Annotated in this window: 11 protein-coding genes; 8 read left to right on the top strand and 3 right to left on the bottom strand. The window is 57.6% G+C overall.

What is annotated here, in order from left to right:
• Nucleotides 1-40: 40 nt before the first annotated feature.
• The gene (locus tag JQR86_RS06810; RefSeq protein WP_434154558.1) at nucleotides 41-1,726 is read right to left on the bottom strand and encodes a phosphoethanolamine transferase; all 1,686 of its coding nucleotides are present in this window, start codon (nucleotides 1,724-1,726) and stop codon (nucleotides 41-43) included.
• Between the two features lie 207 nt (nucleotides 1,727-1,933).
• Between JQR86_RS06810 and JQR86_RS06805 the strand changes: the two genes are divergently transcribed.
• From JQR86_RS06805 to JQR86_RS06775, 7 genes are all read left to right on the top strand, one after another.
• Complete coding sequence (locus tag JQR86_RS06805) at nucleotides 1,934-2,434, top strand: thioesterase family protein (RefSeq protein WP_074823733.1); 501 nt, start codon at nucleotides 1,934-1,936, stop codon at nucleotides 2,432-2,434.
• A gap of 283 nt (nucleotides 2,435-2,717) precedes the next feature.
• On the top strand, nucleotides 2,718-5,159 hold the full coding sequence (gene nirB / locus JQR86_RS06800; protein WP_434154557.1) for a nitrite reductase large subunit NirB: 2,442 nt from the start codon (nucleotides 2,718-2,720) through the stop codon (nucleotides 5,157-5,159).
• A 95-nt stretch (nucleotides 5,160-5,254) separates the two neighbouring features.
• Nucleotides 5,255-5,608: a nitrite reductase small subunit NirD gene (nirD, locus tag JQR86_RS06795; RefSeq protein ID WP_407362012.1), complete on the top strand. Its 354-nt coding sequence runs from the start codon at nucleotides 5,255-5,257 to the stop codon at nucleotides 5,606-5,608.
• Between the two features lie 51 nt (nucleotides 5,609-5,659).
• Complete coding sequence (locus JQR86_RS06790) at nucleotides 5,660-8,395, top strand: nitrate reductase (RefSeq protein ID WP_434154556.1); 2,736 nt, start codon at nucleotides 5,660-5,662, stop codon at nucleotides 8,393-8,395.
• Nucleotides 8,396-8,688: 293 nt separating this feature from the next.
• Nucleotides 8,689-9,447 carry a uroporphyrinogen-III C-methyltransferase gene (gene cobA / locus JQR86_RS06785; protein WP_125889251.1) on the top strand — a complete coding sequence of 253 codons (759 nt, stop codon included), beginning with the start codon at nucleotides 8,689-8,691 and terminating at the stop codon, nucleotides 9,445-9,447.
• 185 nt (nucleotides 9,448-9,632) lie between these two features.
• Nucleotides 9,633-11,219, top strand: coding sequence for a putative bifunctional diguanylate cyclase/phosphodiesterase (locus JQR86_RS06780; protein ID WP_434154555.1), 1,587 nt, complete (start codon nucleotides 9,633-9,635; stop codon nucleotides 11,217-11,219).
• Between the two features lie 93 nt (nucleotides 11,220-11,312).
• Nucleotides 11,313-12,329 (top strand): ligase-associated DNA damage response exonuclease, encoded by a 1,017-nt coding sequence (locus JQR86_RS06775; protein WP_434154554.1) that lies wholly within the window; start codon nucleotides 11,313-11,315, stop codon nucleotides 12,327-12,329.
• 39 nt (nucleotides 12,330-12,368) lie between these two features.
• Here JQR86_RS06775 and JQR86_RS06770 read toward each other — a convergent pair whose 3' ends face one another.
• A complete protein-coding gene (locus JQR86_RS06770; RefSeq protein WP_434154553.1) occupies nucleotides 12,369-13,610 on the bottom strand; it encodes a DUF2254 domain-containing protein in 1,242 nt (413 codons plus the stop codon).
• Between the two features lie 219 nt (nucleotides 13,611-13,829).
• Between JQR86_RS06770 and JQR86_RS06765 the strand changes: the two genes are divergently transcribed.
• Nucleotides 13,830-15,551, top strand: a complete 1,722-nt coding sequence (locus tag JQR86_RS06765) for an ATP-dependent DNA ligase (protein ID WP_434154552.1) — start codon at nucleotides 13,830-13,832, stop codon at nucleotides 15,549-15,551.
• A 26-nt stretch (nucleotides 15,552-15,577) separates the two neighbouring features.
• On the opposite strand, the gene fecA is transcribed toward JQR86_RS06765, so the two are convergent.
• Nucleotides 15,578-17,962, bottom strand: a complete 2,385-nt coding sequence (gene fecA / locus JQR86_RS06760) for a TonB-dependent Fe(3+) dicitrate receptor FecA (RefSeq protein WP_434154550.1) — start codon at nucleotides 17,960-17,962, stop codon at nucleotides 15,578-15,580.
• Nucleotides 17,963-17,993: the final 31 nt, after the last annotated feature.

Below are 17,993 nucleotides of genomic sequence, written 5' to 3'. Positions count from 1 at the left end.
CGATCTGACGAGCCAGCCCGCCAAGGCCAGCTCGCCTGTTTCAGTTGAGCTTGTTCGCGGGCGGTTGCGTTGACGGGCTCGTACTGGCCACGGTTGCCCCTGAGAGCTGACGGCAGCTGGCAAACAAATCCAGCTCTGCGTTATAGACCTGAGTATGGACACGCAGGAGACCCAACATGGAATGGAACAGGCTGTCCTGGCTGAGCGGGTCATTCCGGTGGACCGCCACACACTGGCTATTCACACCCATCGACTGCTGATACGGCTGAGAAAACCACGCTACGCTGGCGATATGCTTCTGCTGATCCGGCGCTACGGCGTACGGCATGCCATGAAGAAATACATTGTACTCACCCAATGACTCACCATGATCGGACAGGTAGAACATGGCGGTACTCACCTTGTCCTGGTTGTTACGCAGGGTATTGATCAGGCTCGCCAGGACATGATCAGTGTAGAGAATGGTGTTGTCATATCCATTCACGATACTTTCCCGGGAGCACTGGCTCAGCTCGTTGTTCTTGCATACCGGGGTAAAGTACTCGAAGGCCGCCGGGTAGCGTTTGAAGTAGGCCGGACCGTGGCTGCCCATCTGGTGGAGCACTAGCACGGTGTCGCGCTGCATGTGATCAATGATGCCCTGTATATCCTTGAGCAGGATTTCATCATGACACTCGCCATCGCTGCAGAATGCCGGGTCTTGAGCCTTTGTCAGGCTTTCGAAGGCCACACGGTTACAGGTTTCCTTGCAGCCGGCCTGATTGTCGCGCCAGATCACGTCATATCCAGCCCGCTTGAGCACATCAAGCAGGTTCTCCTGACTTTTGGCCACACTGTCACTGTAATGCGCGCGGGTCAGATTGGAGAACATGCAGGGTACGGATACTGCCGTCTCGGTGCCGCAGGAATGCATATCGGTAAAGCTGATCACGCCCTCCTCCTGGCGCAGCTCGGGCGTTGTATCGCGGCCATAGCCATCCAGGCCAAAGTTGTCGGCACGTGCGCTTTCCCCAACGACCAGAACAGTCAATGTCTTGTGCGCACCGGCGCTGACGGGCGCCAGGCGTACAGCATCCGTACCGATCTCGCGCAGCGGACCCTTGGGTTTGGCCGTCGCGTCATGAACATAGCTGATCAAGGCACCCACAGAATTGCTGGGCGTCAGCTGCATATGGATCTCATGATGGTTACGGAACAGGGAAGACAGGCTTTGATAGTTGAGCATGGCCACGCCGACTATAACCACGGCGGTTAAGCCGCTGGCAATGGATTTGTTCAACAGCTCGCGCGGCCACCGGCGATACTGAACCGGTGTCCTCCAGAGCAGCCAGACCGGCAGCACGCCGAGCAGAAGCAGATAGGCAGCCAGCTTGAATGACAGCAGATCCACCACTTCGGCCGTGTCGGTCTCCAGCATGTTACGGAGCATCTCCGTATCGATCAGGACACCATACTGGTTCATGAAGTAGGCAACCCCTGCGGCACTCAGAAAGAGCACACTTAGCAGCGGCTTGAAAACCCAGCGAAAGGCAAAAAAGGTCAGAATCAGGTTGAACGCTGCCAGGAACAGAACAGCCACTGCGCCCAAGGTGAGCACACCTTTCATATCGAGAGGTGTCACCACGTCGAACAGGTGAGTCCACAGTGGGACGTTGTAAAAAATCAGGAAAGCCGCACTCACGATCAGCGTGAGCCACTCGGGACGAACCGGTCTCAACTTCAGCATCTCGTACAACTCTTGAAATAAGATGACAAAAGTGTGGTGAGGGGCTCGTCAACGTTTCGTGAAGAAAGCCTTGTAAAAACGTTTCACTTAATTGCTTCTCAAACTGCCCCTCAAGGGTGTAAAAGAGAGAAGGAACCGTGATTCCAGACGGCATGCTTGCTAAGCTCCAAGCATAACCCTCAATAAGAAGATCATAGGGAGCTCCTCATGGCCCGCATCGAACTCAATCTTCCAAGCGACCAGTTTTATTTTACTACCCATCAAACGGTCCGCAGTACCGACATCAATGCCGGTGGCCACTTGAGTAACGAGTCGATGATTTCCATGATTTCAGAAGCTCGTACACGCTTCATGTTTTACTACGGTATCCGGGATGGTGCCGAGGATGGCATTGGTACCATGGTGACGGATCTTGCGACCGTTTATCTGGCTGAAGCCTTTGCAAGGGACAAGCTGCAATTTGACATTGGGGTCATGGACTTCAATAAATACGGGGGCGATATCATCTTCCGCATTACTCGGCCGGATACCGACACCACCATTGCGCTCGCCAAGTGCGGTTTTGTCTTTTACAACTATCGCGAAAAGCACATCGAGCCTATGCCCAAACCTTTCCACCGTATTTTCCCCAAGGTTAATTGGGTCAGTGATCGGCCAGCGTCCAGCACGCAGAACGTCACGCCTATCAAGGAAAGTTCGCACGGATAGTGTGCAATGCGCTTCAAAGTGGTGCACAAAAGCTCAGAATAGTCAGGATCTCCTGACAAAAAATAGAGCCAGGTCAGGCAGTTACATTCTTGGCACGTCCCCTGCTTAATCTCTAGGCAGACATCAAGCGCAGCCTTCAACGGCGAACGGCAGCGCTCCCCCGACAGGCCTATGCAGGCCGATAACGGGACCGGACAAAGGCGTCCTCGCATTCATGTGCGGGACGCCTTTTTTGTTGCCTCGATTTCAAGCACGCCCGGTGGGCAGCTTGCGGAGACGCCTGATGAAAAAGCTCAAGCTGGTACTGATCGGCAATGGCATGGCTGGGGTACGCACCCTGGAAGAACTGTTCAAACTCGCCCCTGACCTGTATGACGTAACAGTCTTTGGCGCAGAACCACACCCGAACTACAACCGCATCCTGCTATCCCCCGTTCTGGCTGGCGAGCAGACCTTTAAGGAGATCGTCCTGAACGACCTCAACTGGTACGCCGAGCACGCTATCGAGCTGCATCTCAATCGCAGGGTTACGGAAATCGATCGCCAGAACCGCCGCGTCATAGCCGAAGACGGCACCGTGGCAGAGTATGATCGACTCATCATTGCCACCGGCTCCAACCCCTTCATTCTGCCCATTCCGGGCAAGGATCTGGAGGGTGTGATTGGTTATCGTGACATTGCCGACACCCAAGCCATGATCGATACGGCAGCCACGCATCGCCACGCAGTGGTTATCGGCGGTGGCCTCCTGGGTCTGGAAGCGGCCAACGGCCTCAAGCTACGCGGCATGGACGTCACCGTCGTTCATATCGGTGACTGGCTGATGGAGCGCCAGCTGGACAAGACGGCTGGCAACCTTTTGCAGACCGCCCTGGAAAACCGTGGCCTCAACTTTCTGCTGCCCAAGCAGACCGCCGAGCTGCTCGATGACGGCAACGGTCGTGTCTGCGCCGTTCGTTTCGCCGATAGTGATCAAATACCTGCTGATCTGGTCGTGATGGCTGCCGGCATTCGTCCCAACTATACGCTGGCTGAATCAGCCGGATTGACCTGTAACCGCGGCCTGACCGTCGACGATACGATGCGCACCTCAGATCCAGACATCTTCGCCGTAGGAGAATGCGCAGCGCACCGAGGCATTGCCTATGGCCTGGTAGCCCCCTTGTTCGAACAGGCCAAGGTGTGTGCCAATCATCTGGCCCTTCAGGGCACCGCTGAATATCACGGCTCGGTGACGTCTACCAAACTCAAGGTCACGGGCATCGACCTGTTTTCTGCCGGGGACTTCATGGGCGGTGAAGGCTGTGAGGAGATCACCCTCTCCGATCCTATCGGCGGTATCTACAAGAAACTGGTGATAAGAGACGACATTCTCGTCGGCGCGTGCCTGTACGGCGATACGGCAGATGGCGGCTGGTACTTCCGCCAGATTCGTGAGAATCACAACGTCAGCGAAATCCGTGACCTGCTCATGTTTGGCGAGCATGCCATAGGCGATGCGGGCCATCAGGGGCAGGACAAGGCCATGCTGATGAGCGACGAAATGGAGGTCTGCGGATGCAACGGCGTCTGCAAGGGCACTATCGTCAAGGCCATCACTGAAAACAACCTGCTCTCCGTGGATGAGGTGAAAAAACATACCAAGGCGGCCAGTTCCTGCGGCTCCTGCACCGGGCTGGTCGAACAAATCCTGATCAATACGGTGGGCGGCGCGGCCGATGTGAAGCCCAAAAGCGAGAAACCGGTCTGTAATTGCACTGACCATACCCATGGCTTCGTTCGTCAGGCCATCCGTGAGCAGCACCTGACGACCATTCCTGAAACCATGACGGCCCTGGGCTGGAAAACGCCTAATGGCTGCGCCACCTGCCGCCCGGCACTCAATTACTACCTGATCTCCACGTGGCCGAGCGAAGCCAAGGACGATCCGCAGTCCCGCTTCATCAACGAACGCGCACACGCCAACATTCAAAAAGACGGCACCTATTCAGTTATTCCCCGTATGTGGGGCGGCGTAACCAGCGCAGCGGAACTGCGTCGTATCGCGGACGTGGCCGACAAATACAAGGTGCCCATGGTGAAAGTCACCGGAGGCCAGCGCATCGACCTGCTGGGTATCAAGAAGCAGGATTTGCCCGGGGTCTGGAAGGATCTGGACATGCCGTGCGGCCATGCCTATGGCAAATCCATCCGCACCGTGAAGACTTGCGTGGGCAGCGAGTTCTGCCGCTTTGGCACCCAGAACTCGACCCAGATGGGAATTGATCTGGAACATGCCCTGTTCGGCATGTGGTCACCGCACAAGGTCAAGCTGGCCGTCTCCGGGTGCCCGCGCAACTGCGCCGAATCCGGTATTAAGGACGTGGGCATCATTGGTGTGGACTCCGGTTGGGAGTTGTATATCGGTGGTAATGGGGGCATCAAGACCGAAGCTGGCGAATTCTTTACCAAGGTGAAAACGGCTGAAGAGGTCATGGAGTACAGCCTGGCCTTTATCGAGCTGTACCGCCAGGAGGCCTTCTACCTCGAACGGACCGTGCACTACATGCAGCGCGTGGGCCTTGAGCACATCAAGACTGCCATTCTGGACGATGCCGAGCGGCGCAAAGGCCTCTATCAGCAGCTGATGTTCGCCCTGTCGCTGGAACAGGACCCCTGGAAGGCGCGCATCGAACAGACGGCGCTCAAGAAGGAATTCGAACGGATTCCGGTGGCGGCGCTATAGACGTCTCTTGATCGATGGGTATCGCTTCGCTCACCACCCTCCTACGGAGCGGCCCATCGCGTATCCCTTTTACGCGACTTGAACAGGATTACCCCATGAACTGGCTGAACATCTGCGCATTGACCGATATCCCTCAACTGGGCGCCCGGGTCATCGAAGGTCCCAAAGGCGACATTGCTCTCTTCCGCACGTCTTCTGACGATGTCTTTGCTCTGGATGATCGTTGCCCGCACAAGCACGGCCCGCTGTCTCAGGGCATCGTCTTTGGCAAGACCGTGGCCTGTCCATTGCACAACTGGCAGATCGCTCTCGACTCCGGTGAAGCCCTGGCCCCGGATGTAGGGTGTGCCCACCGTTATCCGGTCAGGGTAGAAGACGGACGCGTCTATCTCGCTCTGGAGAAGACGCGCCGCAGCACTCACATCATTGCCAGCACGACTGCCGCCTAATCGTTTGACCTGGCTCGCCGCCGGGCCCGCGTGAACAGAATGGAGCACCCCATGACCATCCATCCTCACGAGCCGCGTGATGGCGCTGCTACTCAGATCACTGCTTCAACCTGCTGTTATTGCGGCGTAGGGTGTGGCGTGCTGATCGAACATGACGGTACTCGCATCCTGAATGTGACGGGCGATCCTGCCCATCCAGCCAATTACGGGAGGCTCTGTAGCAAAGGCGCTACGCTGCACCTGACCGGCGATCTGGATGCACGTGCGCTCTATCCCGAACTACGCCTGGGCAAGACGCTGGCACGCAGCCGGACCGATTGGGACAGCGCGCTTGACCACGCTGCCACCGTCTTTGCCGACACCCTCCGCGAGCATGGCCCGGACAGCGTGGCCTTCTATATCTCCGGCCAGCTGCTGACCGAGGACTACTATGCCTTCAACAAGCTGGCCCGTGCCCTGATCGGTACCAACAACATCGACAGCAACTCCCGGCTATGCATGTCGTCCGCGGTGGTCGGTTACAAGCGCAGCCTGGGAGCCGATGCGCCACCCTGCTCTTATGAGGATATCGAACACGCACAGACCCTGCTGATTGCAGGCAGCAACATGGCCTATGCCCATCCGGTCCTGTTCAGACGCCTGGAAGAAGCAAAGGCCCAGCAACCCGACATGAAAATCATTGTGGTCGATCCGCGCCGTACCGACACCTGTGAGTTGGCCGACCTGCACCTGGCCATTCAGCCGGGCACCGATGTTGCGCTCTTCCACGGCATCCTGCACCTGCTGCTCTGGGAGGGTTGGACCGACCGTCGCTATATCGATGCCCATACCGAGGGGTTTGATGCCCTGAAAGCGCTGGTGCGAGACTATAACCCCAGCATGGTGGCAGAGCTGTGCGGCATTACCGTAGAGGCATTGACGACCTGCGCCCGATGGATTGGCGAATCGCCCGCGTTTCTGTCGCTCTGGTGCATGGGGCTGAATCAGTCCACTGCAGGCGTGGCCAAGAACTCAGCCTTGATCAACCTGCACCTGGCAACAGGCCAGATCGGCAAACCCGGTGCCGGTCCCTTCTCGCTGACCGGCCAGCCCAACGCCATGGGAGGACGTGAGACCGGCAGCCTGTCGAACCTGCTTCCTGGTCATCGTGAGGTAGCCGATCCTGTTCACCGTAGCGAAGTCGCGGCTTACTGGGGTATCGACGCGCTGCCTGAAACGCCCGGCCTTTCGGCTATCGAACTGTTCGATGCGGTACATAGCGGCAAAGTCAAGGCACTCTGGATTGCCTGTACCAATCCGGCTCAGTCCGTACCAGATCAGGCTAAAATTCATGAAGCCCTGGCCCGCTGCCCGTTCGTAGTGGTTCAGGAAGCCTTTTTCACGACCGAAACCTGTCGCTATGCCGACTTGCTGCTTCCCGCGGCCAGTTGGGGCGAGAAGGAAGGAACGGTAACCAACTCCGAGCGACGCATCAGCCATGTGCGCCGCGCCATCTCCGCACCGGGTGAAGCACGCCCGGACTGGGCCATCACCCTTGACTTTGCCCGCCGGCTGGAAAGCCGCCTGAACCCTGAGCAAAGCAGCCGATTCGCCTTCCCGACACCTGAAGCGCTATTTGAGGAATACAAGCACCTGACGGCAGGACGTGACCTGGACCTTTCCGGTATCAGCTATTCGCTGATCGATGCCCATGGGTCCCAACAATGGCCGTTTCCCACCGGCGCCAGCCAGGGCACGCCCCGCCTGTATGAAAACGGTGTGTTTCCCACAACATCGGGGCGGGCACGCTTTGTTGCCGACGAGTACGCCGCACCGAAAGAGAAGCGTGATGCCCGCTATTCGCTGACCCTCAATACTGGCCGCCTGCGCGACCAATGGCATGGCATGAGCCGTACCGGCACGGCGGCGCGGTTATTCAGCCATGTGGAGGAGCCGCTTCTCTCCCTGCACCCGGACGATATGCGCCGCCGTCGGCTGATGAGCGGCCAGCTGACCCGTATCAAAAGCCGTCGCGGCAGTCTTCTGGTCCGTGTCGAGGCGGACGAGAACATCAGACCGGGTCAAGCGTTCCTGCCCATGCACTGGGGGGATCGCTTTCTCAAAGGGCTCGGTATCAATGCCCTCACCCTCTCGGAATTCGATCCGCTCTCCAAGCAACCGGAGCTCAAACATGCCGGCATTGAAGTGGAAAAAGTAGAACTCCCCTGGGAGCTGTACGCACTGGTAGAAGGCCATGTACAAATGCGTTTCGAAACCCTGCGCCCACTGTTTGAAACCTTTAGCCATGCCAGTCTTACCCTGACTGGCCGCGACCGTCCGGCCCTGCTTATTCGCGCTGCACATGGAGAGTCACCCGACAAGGCCCTGCTTGCACAGATCTATGATGGCCTTAACCTGCTGGACGGACCGGTCATGGCCTATGACGATGCGCGCCGCCAGGTGGGTAAGCGGGTTCGTATCGAGGCGGGCCGTATTACCGCGCTCTGCCTGACAGGTGAAACAGCAGCACGGCGCTGGCTCAAGAGCCTGTGGGAAGAAGGTCGAGCGGATCAGGACCTGCGCCGTTGGTTGTTGGCGCCCCTCAGCACGCCCCCTGGCAGCCAGACCGGGGTTAGTTGCAAAACGCTTTGCAACTGCATGAATGTCAGCGAAGCCGCCATTCGCGGCGGTATCGCTGAAGGGCTTGACCTGAACGGGCTGAAGGAGTCGCTGGGCTGTGGTACGCAGTGCGGCTCCTGTGTTCCGGAGATCAAGCGCTTGCTGGCACGTACACCTGTCCATACCTGAAACGTCGGCAATAAGGCGCACCGTTTAGGTGCGCTAGTACCTAAACCTGTGCAAGAACAAGGTAATGGACACTCATGATCATGATGAAAAGTGCTCTACACACCCACTTTCAATACTTGGCATAATCACTGCACTGATTTGTCTGACATAGGATGCGGCGCTCAACGGCGAGTGCGGCATTTTCTGAAGAGGCCTTCAAGGCCTGAACAGAACCGGACAAAGGCGTCCCTGCTGGTTACAGCGGGTGCGCCTTTTTTGTTTGTCCTGATTGAGTAGAACACGAGGGTATGTTCATGAATGCAAAAGTCTGGCTGATCGGTGCAGGCCCAGGTGATCCAGAACTCTTGACCCTCAAGGCCGTTCGCGCATTGGGCGAGGCACAGGTAGTCCTGATTGACGACCTGGTCAATCCTGCCGTGCTGGAGCACTGCCCGCATGCACACATCATCAAGGTAGGCAAACGGGGCGGCTGCCGCTCAACGCCTCAAGCGTTCATTCATCGCCTCATGCTGCGTTATGCACGCCAGGGTAAGGTCGTGGCGCGCCTCAAGGGCGGCGATCCGTGCATTTTTGGCCGAGGCGGTGAAGAAGCCGAATGGCTGGCGAACCATGGCATTCAAAGCGAAATCGTCAACGGCATCACTGCCGGTCTTGCAGGCGCGACGAACTGCGGCATTTCACTGACTCACCGCGGCATTGCCCGAGGCGTTACGCTGGTCACAGCCCATACCCAGGACGATAGCTCATTGAATTGGGACGCCTTGGCCCGAAGTGGCACGACCCTTGTCATCTATATGGGCGTTTCGCGACTGAACGATGTTCAGCAGGGGCTCCTGGCAGGCCAGATGGCTGCCTCTACCCCGGTCGCCATGATCGAAAACGCCTCCCTGCCGGAACAGCGGGAATGCCGAAGCACATTGGGAACCCTGTTAGCCGACGCAGCCCTCTTTCAGCTCAAGAGCCCAGCCATTCTTGTGATTGGCGAGGTCGCGTCTGCTGCCGAATCGCTTCGCCTGCCGCTTGAGCCTGTTCAGAAGACGCTTGCAGGGTGACCAGAAAGCGCCTGCTCGTCGCTGAGCAGGCGAGCCCTTAACTTCAAGTCACTTTATACATTCAAAGACTATATTCGTAGCATAATGCTACTATCAACTTTGCCAGCCTGCCGTCGATAACACGACAAGGACTTCACCTCAGTCCCAGGCCCCGCCCCTTGTTCGATCTTGCTACCGAGCTGCTCATGTCTCTGAAGACCTTTTTCTACTCACTGCATAAAAGGCATTTCAGAGACGTTGCCAGCATCATTGCCTTGGGTGTCTTACTGCTTGTCGTGATGATCGAATGTGATTTCTTCGAGCATCTTGTAGCTTTCAGCGCCAGACACGAACACTGGCAAGTCGACGAATGCATAACGGCATTTATCATCATTGGGTGGTGCGGCTTCTTCTTCGGATTCCGTCGCATCGCGGATATGCGCAAGGAAATCGAAGCACGCAAGCAGGCGCAGGAAGAGGCCTATCACCTGGCCAATCATGACAACCTCACGCACCTGCCGAATCGCCGCGCGTTGAATGAGCATTTCGCACAAGCGATACGCGGCACGCGAGAGCCCTTCTTCCTAGCCATTTTTGACTTGGATGGGTTCAAGGCCATCAACGATATCTACGGCCATATTACCGGCGACCGGTTGCTCGAAGAGATTTCGCAGCGTGTGGCTACGGCTCTACCTAAAGGAGATTTTATTTGCCGCCTGGGTGGAGACGAGTTTGCTGTTCTGCTGCATTCCGCCAAGAGCGAGACCGCAGCCCACGCCATTCTGAAAGGACTGGCGGGTCTGGTTGCAACCCCGATGGTCCATGGTTCGACTGCACTGATGACGGCGGCCACATTTGGCGTTTCCCATTACCCCAATGATGGGCAGGACATCAGTACGTTGCTTCGTCGCGCCGATGTTGCGCTCTACCAGGGCAAACGCAACGGCAAGAACATCATTCGCTTCTTCGACATGGCCCAGGATCATATGCTGGAACAGCAATCCATGATTGCTCAGGCATTGCGCGAGTCCATCGAACAGGGCTACGTCCGGCCCGAGTACCAGCCAATCGTTGCCTTGGATGGAATGACCATTGCCGGTTTTGAAGCGCTGGCCCGGCTTGATCATCCGATCCATGGCTCCATCGTTCCCGACAAGTTCATTCCGGCGGCCGAGGAAAGCGGCCTGATGACCGAGTTGACGGATTATCTCCTGCGAAAAGCCTGTATCGATGCCAAATACTGGCCTACAGGCATTTATCTGTCCTTCAACCTGAGCGCGATCGACCTGCGCGATCCTCTGCTGCCGGACCGCATTGAACGTGTTCTGCTTGAGACCGGCTTTGCGGCCTCGCAGCTGGAAATCGAAATCACCGAAACCGCCATCGTCAAGGATATCCGGCAGGCCAAGCTCAACCTGGATCTGCTACGGGAGCTGGGCGTACGGGTCGCTGTCGATGACTTTGGCACGGGCTATTCCAGCATGGCGCAGATCAGCCGCTTTACCTTTGATAAGTTGAAAATCGATCGCGAGTTCATTGACTCCATGGCCATCAATGACAAGGATGACAAGATTGTGCGCTGCATGCTGGGGCTGGGGCATGGTCTGAACATGCCATCCATTGCCGAAGGGATCGAACACGACTATCAGGTCCAGTGGCTACGCGAGGCAGGATGTGAATTCGGTCAGGGGTTCCTCTTCAGCCGGGCGGTGCCCAATTCCGAGGTTCCTGAGCTGCTGGAACGCCACGGTTGCTATAGGTCGGACACCTCCCGCGCAGAGCCGGTTATTTAGGCCTGCCCTTTCAGGTCACTAGGCGAGCGCAGCCCGCTCGAACTGATCCGCCCCGTTCCGCTCTTATTAGATAAGCCCATCAAGAGCGACACCATGGATCTTGTCATCGCCCGACCCGAAGGTCTCTATTGCCCTCCAGGGGATTTCTATATCGATCCCTGGCGCCCCGTCGAACGCTCCGTCATTACCCATGCCCATGGCGATCATGCACGTGGGGGGAATCAGCATTACCTGGCGTCAGCGCCCAGCGAAGGCATTCTTCGCTCCCGACTGGGACAAGACATCAATCTGCAAACGCTGCACTACGGCAAAGTCATCGATCACCATGGCGTCAAAATCAGCCTTCACCCGGCTGGGCATGTTCTGGGCTCAGCCCAGGTCCGCTTGGAATACCAGGGTGAGGTCTGGGTAGCGTCGGGGGATTACAAGGTAGAACCGGACGGCACCTGTGACGCCTTCGAACCCGTGCGCTGCCACACCTTCATTACCGAATCCACATTTGGCCTGCCTATTTATACCTGGCAGCCGCAGGCAGAGATTTTTGCGCAGATCAATGCCTGGTGGCGGCAGAATGCAGCGGAAGACCGCGCCAGCGTGCTGTATTGCTACGCCTTCGGCAAGGCACAGCGCATCCTGCACGGAATCGATGCGAGTATTGGCCCTATTCTGACTCACGGCGCTGTGGAACCGCTCAACCGGGTCTATCGTGAAGGGGGTGTGTACATCCCGGATACCCACTACGCAGGGGACCTCAAGAAGAACGACCCTCTTCTGCGCAAGGCCCTGATCATTGCGCCGCCCTCGGCTGGCGGAAGCACCTGGATTCGCCGATTCGGCGAGCATAGCGATGCCTTCGCCAGCGGCTGGATGATGCTGCGTGGCACGCGTCGGCGTCGTGGCGTGGACCGTGGCTTTGTGCTCTCCGACCACGCCGACTGGCCTGGCCTGCTCTGGGCCATTGAGCAGACAGGGGCTGAACGGGTCATGGTGACCCATGGCTCTGTGGGAGTGTTGGTGCGCTACCTTCGTGAACAGGGACTGGATGCCCAAGGCTTTACCACGGAATACGGTGATGAAGACGACGAGCCCAACAACGAGAAGTCCGCCTAAGTGAAAAGAATATGCCCGTGCGCCTTTTGCTCGTACCAATCAATGCTTCAGCGCAATGTCATCAGGCAAGCGACTGTATCGAATCAAGGCGACCCGTTCATCATGCGGAACCCGCTTTATCAATGCATTCACCGAGTCGGCCAGCTTTTTGAGCACGGAAGGATTGGTCTGGCCAAAGTGATGAATCTGCTCGAATGCTAGCCCTACTGCCAACTCGAATGTTAGAGGGCGCTCGATCAACCGGATCTTTCCGTCGTCACCGCAATGTGTCCAGCAAGGCTTACGCTGCCCCAGGAACGTCAGTGTTTCACAAAGCCGGTCAATGGCTCGAAATGCCGTAGTAGGATCATTGATGGAAGGCGATAACGCCTTGATCGCGATATCTGCCATTTCTATCAGCCAATACTCGATATCCTGCTCGGGCGTACGATCCGATCCAAGAACGAACTTTTTCCTCAGCTCTGCCATGACGGCAGCATCAGCCGCCTCGGCAGGCCAGATCAAGGCAACTGGGGCACCGGGCAAGATAAAGCTGCCGATGCGGTGCTCCATACGAATGATTAAACTCTGCTTGTGCGCCAACTTGAGCAGCCCCTTGCGGTCGATAGCCTGCAGGTAACCTCCCTGCTGCGTACACAAAGGGTACCCGTTCTTATCCAACGCCTCGTTTACATACGCATCGGGCTCGGCCTGAGGTTTGTCGAGAGGCACGAAGGCCTGCTCAATCTGTTCGATGGCACGATGAGTCACCTGCTGCAGGATGACGGCAATCTGCATGGAGCGGGAGGCGTGATCGATGAAGTAGATAATCAAACCAACGCTGACCAACGCCAGCACTATGCCCAGCGCGATAGCGATTTGCGGAACAAAGGGTACGGATGAGGGCGAGGCCGAGCGGATCATGCTCATGACAATCAAGGTATACGTGAAGGTCCCGATCAGCAGGCCCAAGACCACTTGATTGGCTCGATCAGAGGTGAAGTTTCTGAGTTGACGCGGCGAGAACTGACTGCTGGACAGCTGAAGTGCAACGATCATGATGGAAAAGACTGTACCCGTGACCGTCACCACGCTGGTTCCAATCGCCGATAGCACTGAACGAGCCCCCTCCCCTGTACTGCCCGCCAGCCACACCAGCCGCTCACCTGCATTGATGATGCCCAGGCGCTCTAAGGACACGAGCGCCACGGCCAATCCGGCCGCCAGGAGCGCTATCACCATTGGGATAAACCAGAGACTGTCCCGGCAGGCGATCCAGATGAAGCGGATATGTTGGCCCATCTACTGCAACCTCATTGTTAGACAATCACTTAGAAGGCTGCAGTGGTCCTGCTGTTCCACGTCGCCTGATAAACCGGACAGGGGAACAGGAACACACCACATCACGAACTCCTTTCCCCATAACAGGCTCATAACAACAGCGAAGCGATATCGGATTAACAGAGGCTCGCGAGCGGCCCGTTACTGATTGCTTCTGAACGCTGTGTAGAAAGCGAGACCATGATGAAAGCCTTCGCCGATCTCTATGCCCGCCTGGATGCAACAACCTCAAGCAATGCCAAGCTCCAGGCCATGCAGGATTACTTCAACCAGGCCGAGCCTGCCGATGCAGCCTGGGCCGTTTATTTCCTGGCCGGCGGACGCCCGCGGCGAACGGTGCCCACGCGCCAGCTTCGAGAGCTGACGATTGCCGCCTCGGACCTTCCGGAATGGCTGTTCGAGGAGAGCTATCAGGCGGTAGGCGATCTGGCAGAAACGATGTCGCTGCTTATTCCTACCGCCGAGCATCTTTCGGATGAAGGTCTGGCGGTCTGGATGGAGGAGCGGCTTCTGCCCTTACGTGGCCTTGCGCCGGAAGAACTGGCTGAGCGCCTGCCGCAGCTGTGGTCGCAACTGGATCGGCCCAGTCTCATGGTCAGCCTCAAGCTTATTACCGGCGAGTTTCGGGTTGGCGTATCCAAGCTGCTGGTGACGCGCGCGCTCGCAACCATGGCAGGCCTGGATGCCAAGCGCGTAGCCCAGCGCTTGGTGGGCTATACGGACCTGTCCCATCGTCCGACTGCCGAAGCTTACCTTGCGCTGATCGCTCCCGAGTCGGACGATGAACATGCCCAGCGTGGCGGGCAGCCTTATCCGTTTTTCCTGGCGCATGCCCTCCAGCTACCCGTCGATCAATTCGATGCCCAGCTGGGGCCTGTCGAGAACTGGCAGGTGGAATGGAAATGGGACGGCATCCGCTCGCAGTTGGTCAAACGCGACGGGCGCCTGTGGATCTGGTCTCGGGGCGAGGATCTGGTCACCGATCGTTTTCCCGAATTGCACGCGCTCGCCACCTGCCTGCCAGACGGCACTGTCATTGATGGTGAAATTGTCGTCTGGAAAGACGAGGAAAGCCCCGACCTGCTGATGAGCAGCAAAGAGGTCACCCACCAGCAGGCCGAACACGCGCCCGGCGAGCCTATTCCGTTTGGCGTCAAACCCTTTGCGCTGTTGCAGCAGCGCATCGGCCGTAAAACCCTGAGCAAGAAGCTGCTCGACGATGTACCTGTAGTCATCCTGGCCTATGACCTGCTGGAATGGCAAGGGCATGACTGGCGCAGCCGCCCGCAGCATGAGCGTCGGGCGCAACTTGAAGCGGTCACCGCACAGTGCAACAGTCCTCTTTTACGCCCCTCCCCCCTTCTTGCCGGTGAAAGCTGGCAGGACCTTGCCCACCAGCGGGAGGCCTCCCGCACGCTCGGGGTGGAAGGCATGATGCTAAAGGCCCGGGACTCGCTTTATGGGGTGGGACGCACCAAAGACATGGGCGTCTGGTGGAAATGGAAAGTCGACCCGTTCTCGGTGGATGCGGTACTGATTTATGCCCAGCGCGGCCATGGCAGACGCGCCAGCCTATACACCGACTACACCTTTGCCGTCTGGGATGGCCCGCCGGGCACCGAGCGTACCCTGGTACCTTTCGCCAAGGCTTATTCGGGTCTGACCGACGAAGAAATGCGCAAGGTGGACGCCATTGTGCGCAAGACCACTGTCGAGAAATTCGGCCCTGTACGCAGCGTCCAGCCAACGCTGGTGTTCGAACTGGGTTTTGAAGGCATAGCCCTGTCCACGCGGCACAAGAGCGGCGTTGCTGTGCGCTTCCCGCGCATGCTGCGCTGGCGTCACGACAAACCTGTTGAGAAAGCAGATACGCTGGACATCCTGCAAGGCCTGCTGGTTTAACCAGACAGGCCTCTGTTACAGACGTCTCAGAATGCGACCGATGTCTGTAGATAGACGGTACGCGGCTGCCCCAGGTATTTGCCCTTGTTGTTGTCGTCAAAGGAGCGGGTGTAATACTCGGTATTGAAGATATTCTTCACCCCGACCGCTACTTTCAGGTTGGACAGTTGCGGACCAAAGTCATAAGCCGCACGACCGTTCCAGGTCATGTAGCCAGGGATACGGCCGTTGCTGCCATCGGCGCTCTCCTCCACCGTATTGGCATTATCGGCGTACTGGCTGGATTGGAAGGCGCTGTCCAGATCCAGACGCCAGGCATTGTGGGTGTAGCCTACGCCCAGCGTACCCTTGTGTTTGGACGAGAACGGTACACGGTTACCCTTGTTTGGCCCCTCTTCACGAATGGTGGCATCCACGTAGGCATAGGTTGCGTAGACATCGAATCCGGCCAGGCTTGGGCTCAGGTCTTCTAGCTGATAAGCCACGCTGGCCTCAAGACCGCGGTGGCGTGTCTTGCCACGGGCGATAACCGTATCCAGCGTCTGACTGCTGTCGTACTGGTTATCAAAATTGATAAAAAAGGCTCCCAACTCCGCCTTCAAGGTCCCGTTATCGTAACGAGTACCCACTTCCCAGGTGCGCGCCTTTTCCGGCTTTACCTCACCTGCAGCAACCCGGTTCGGCATCTGGCTGTACTGGACCGAACCAAACGAGCCCTCTGTGTTGGCATACAGGTTCCAGGTGTCAGTTACGTGATACATCACGTTCAACGCGGGCAGCGAGGCGTGGTAGTCACCTTTATAAGGCGTATTATTGAGCTTGTTGACCTGCTCGGAATCGATCAGCTCGTAACGAATACCTGGGGTAAACGTCCATTTGCCGATGTCGATACGGTCATCGATATAGAACGCATTGGCCTCGGTACTGCCGCGGGTGTCGCGATCGTTGCGGCTGGACGTGGATGGCCGCTCCGTGGAGGTTATCGGTACCCGATATCGCAGCTCGTGACTGGCTTCGTTGACATAGCGGTAGCCGATGCCCACCTCATGCCAGCTCTCGCCTAAAGAAAAGCCCTGGGAGAACCGAGTTTCTACCCCACGCACCCAGTACTCGCGGGGCGATAGCGACTGGAATGTACCTTGATCCAGATAACCGCTGCGTAGGGTCTTGGTGAAGAACGTATTCACCGTGAACTTTCGCGCGTCTTCTTCATACTGATACCCCAGGCCGACCAGGGTACGACGGCCCCAGAATTTATCCAGGGGACGTGTGGACTGGTACGGGTTGCTGTCGAAATCGGTAACTGACAGGCCACCCGGCATCTCTGCCTCGCCCTCGTAGTACTGGCCGATCGCCGTAAAGCTGTTGGCGTCATCGAGCTGGTATTTACCCTTGAGGATCAGATCATCAATCTGCGTATCACTGTGCTCACGGTAGTCACCGCCCCGTACGCCTGAATACAGCAAGGCGCCACCCAGACCGTTTTCCCCCGTACCGCCAATGAGCAGGTTGCCACTGGTCTTGATACCGTCATGACTTGAAGACGGGCTGAGTTCGTTCTGGATGCCGCCCTTGACGGTAAAGTCGTCAGGAATGGCACGGGTCACGAAGTTGACGATACCGCCCACGTTCTGCGGGCCATAGCGGACTGCACCACCACCGCGCACCACATCGACTGCATCCATGTTGCCCATGGAAATGGGTGCAAAGGACAACTGTGGCTGGCCATAGGGTGCAAACGGGACCGGGATGCCATCCATCAACACCGTCGAACGGGATGCGAGACGCGGATTGAGGCCTCGGATACCAAAGTTGAGTGCCATGTCGTGACTGCCGGTTCCGTTGTTTTCCGGCGCATTCACACCGGGAATTCGGTTGAGCACTTCGCGCGCCGTGGAGGCGCCGACCCGCTCGAACTCATCGCGGCGGATCACATCCCGTGCCCCTGGATGCTCGAATACATCCTGCTGCTGCGCATCACCCAGCCAGTCACCTACCACGGTCAGGGTTTCCAGGTTGGCTGCTGCCCCCTCATCGTTAGTGGCGGATGCCGAAACAGCAGCGGGTTGCAGGCTATAGCCACCCTTCTGCGCGACGGCCTCAAGCCCACTCCCCTCCAACAGATGGCTCAACCCTTCGAAAATACCGAATTCACCCTCCAGCCCTTGAGTGGTGCGGTTCGTCGTCAGATCGGGACTGAACGCCACCATGATATTCGCCGTCTGGCCGAACTGGTTGAGGGCGGCCTCCAGCGGACCGGGGGCAATATGAAATGTTCGGCTCACCTCAGCCTGAGTAACCGTTTGCGCCGTTGCCATCAGCGGCACACTGCCAAGCAGCACAGCTGTACCGAACACGACATGGCGAAGCGCCCGGCTTAAAGGGGTCAATGTAAATGTAGAGGAAGACATGAGATCAGCCTGCAGTAAGGGTATCTGCCTT

Source organism: Pseudomonas sp. JZ134 (genome assembly GCF_051027695.1).
Lineage (GTDB): Bacteria > Pseudomonadota > Gammaproteobacteria > Pseudomonadales > Pseudomonadaceae > Chryseomonas > Chryseomonas luteola.
The sequence above is the reverse complement of the archived record's forward strand: the minus strand, read 5'-3'. Positions and strand labels throughout refer to the sequence as shown.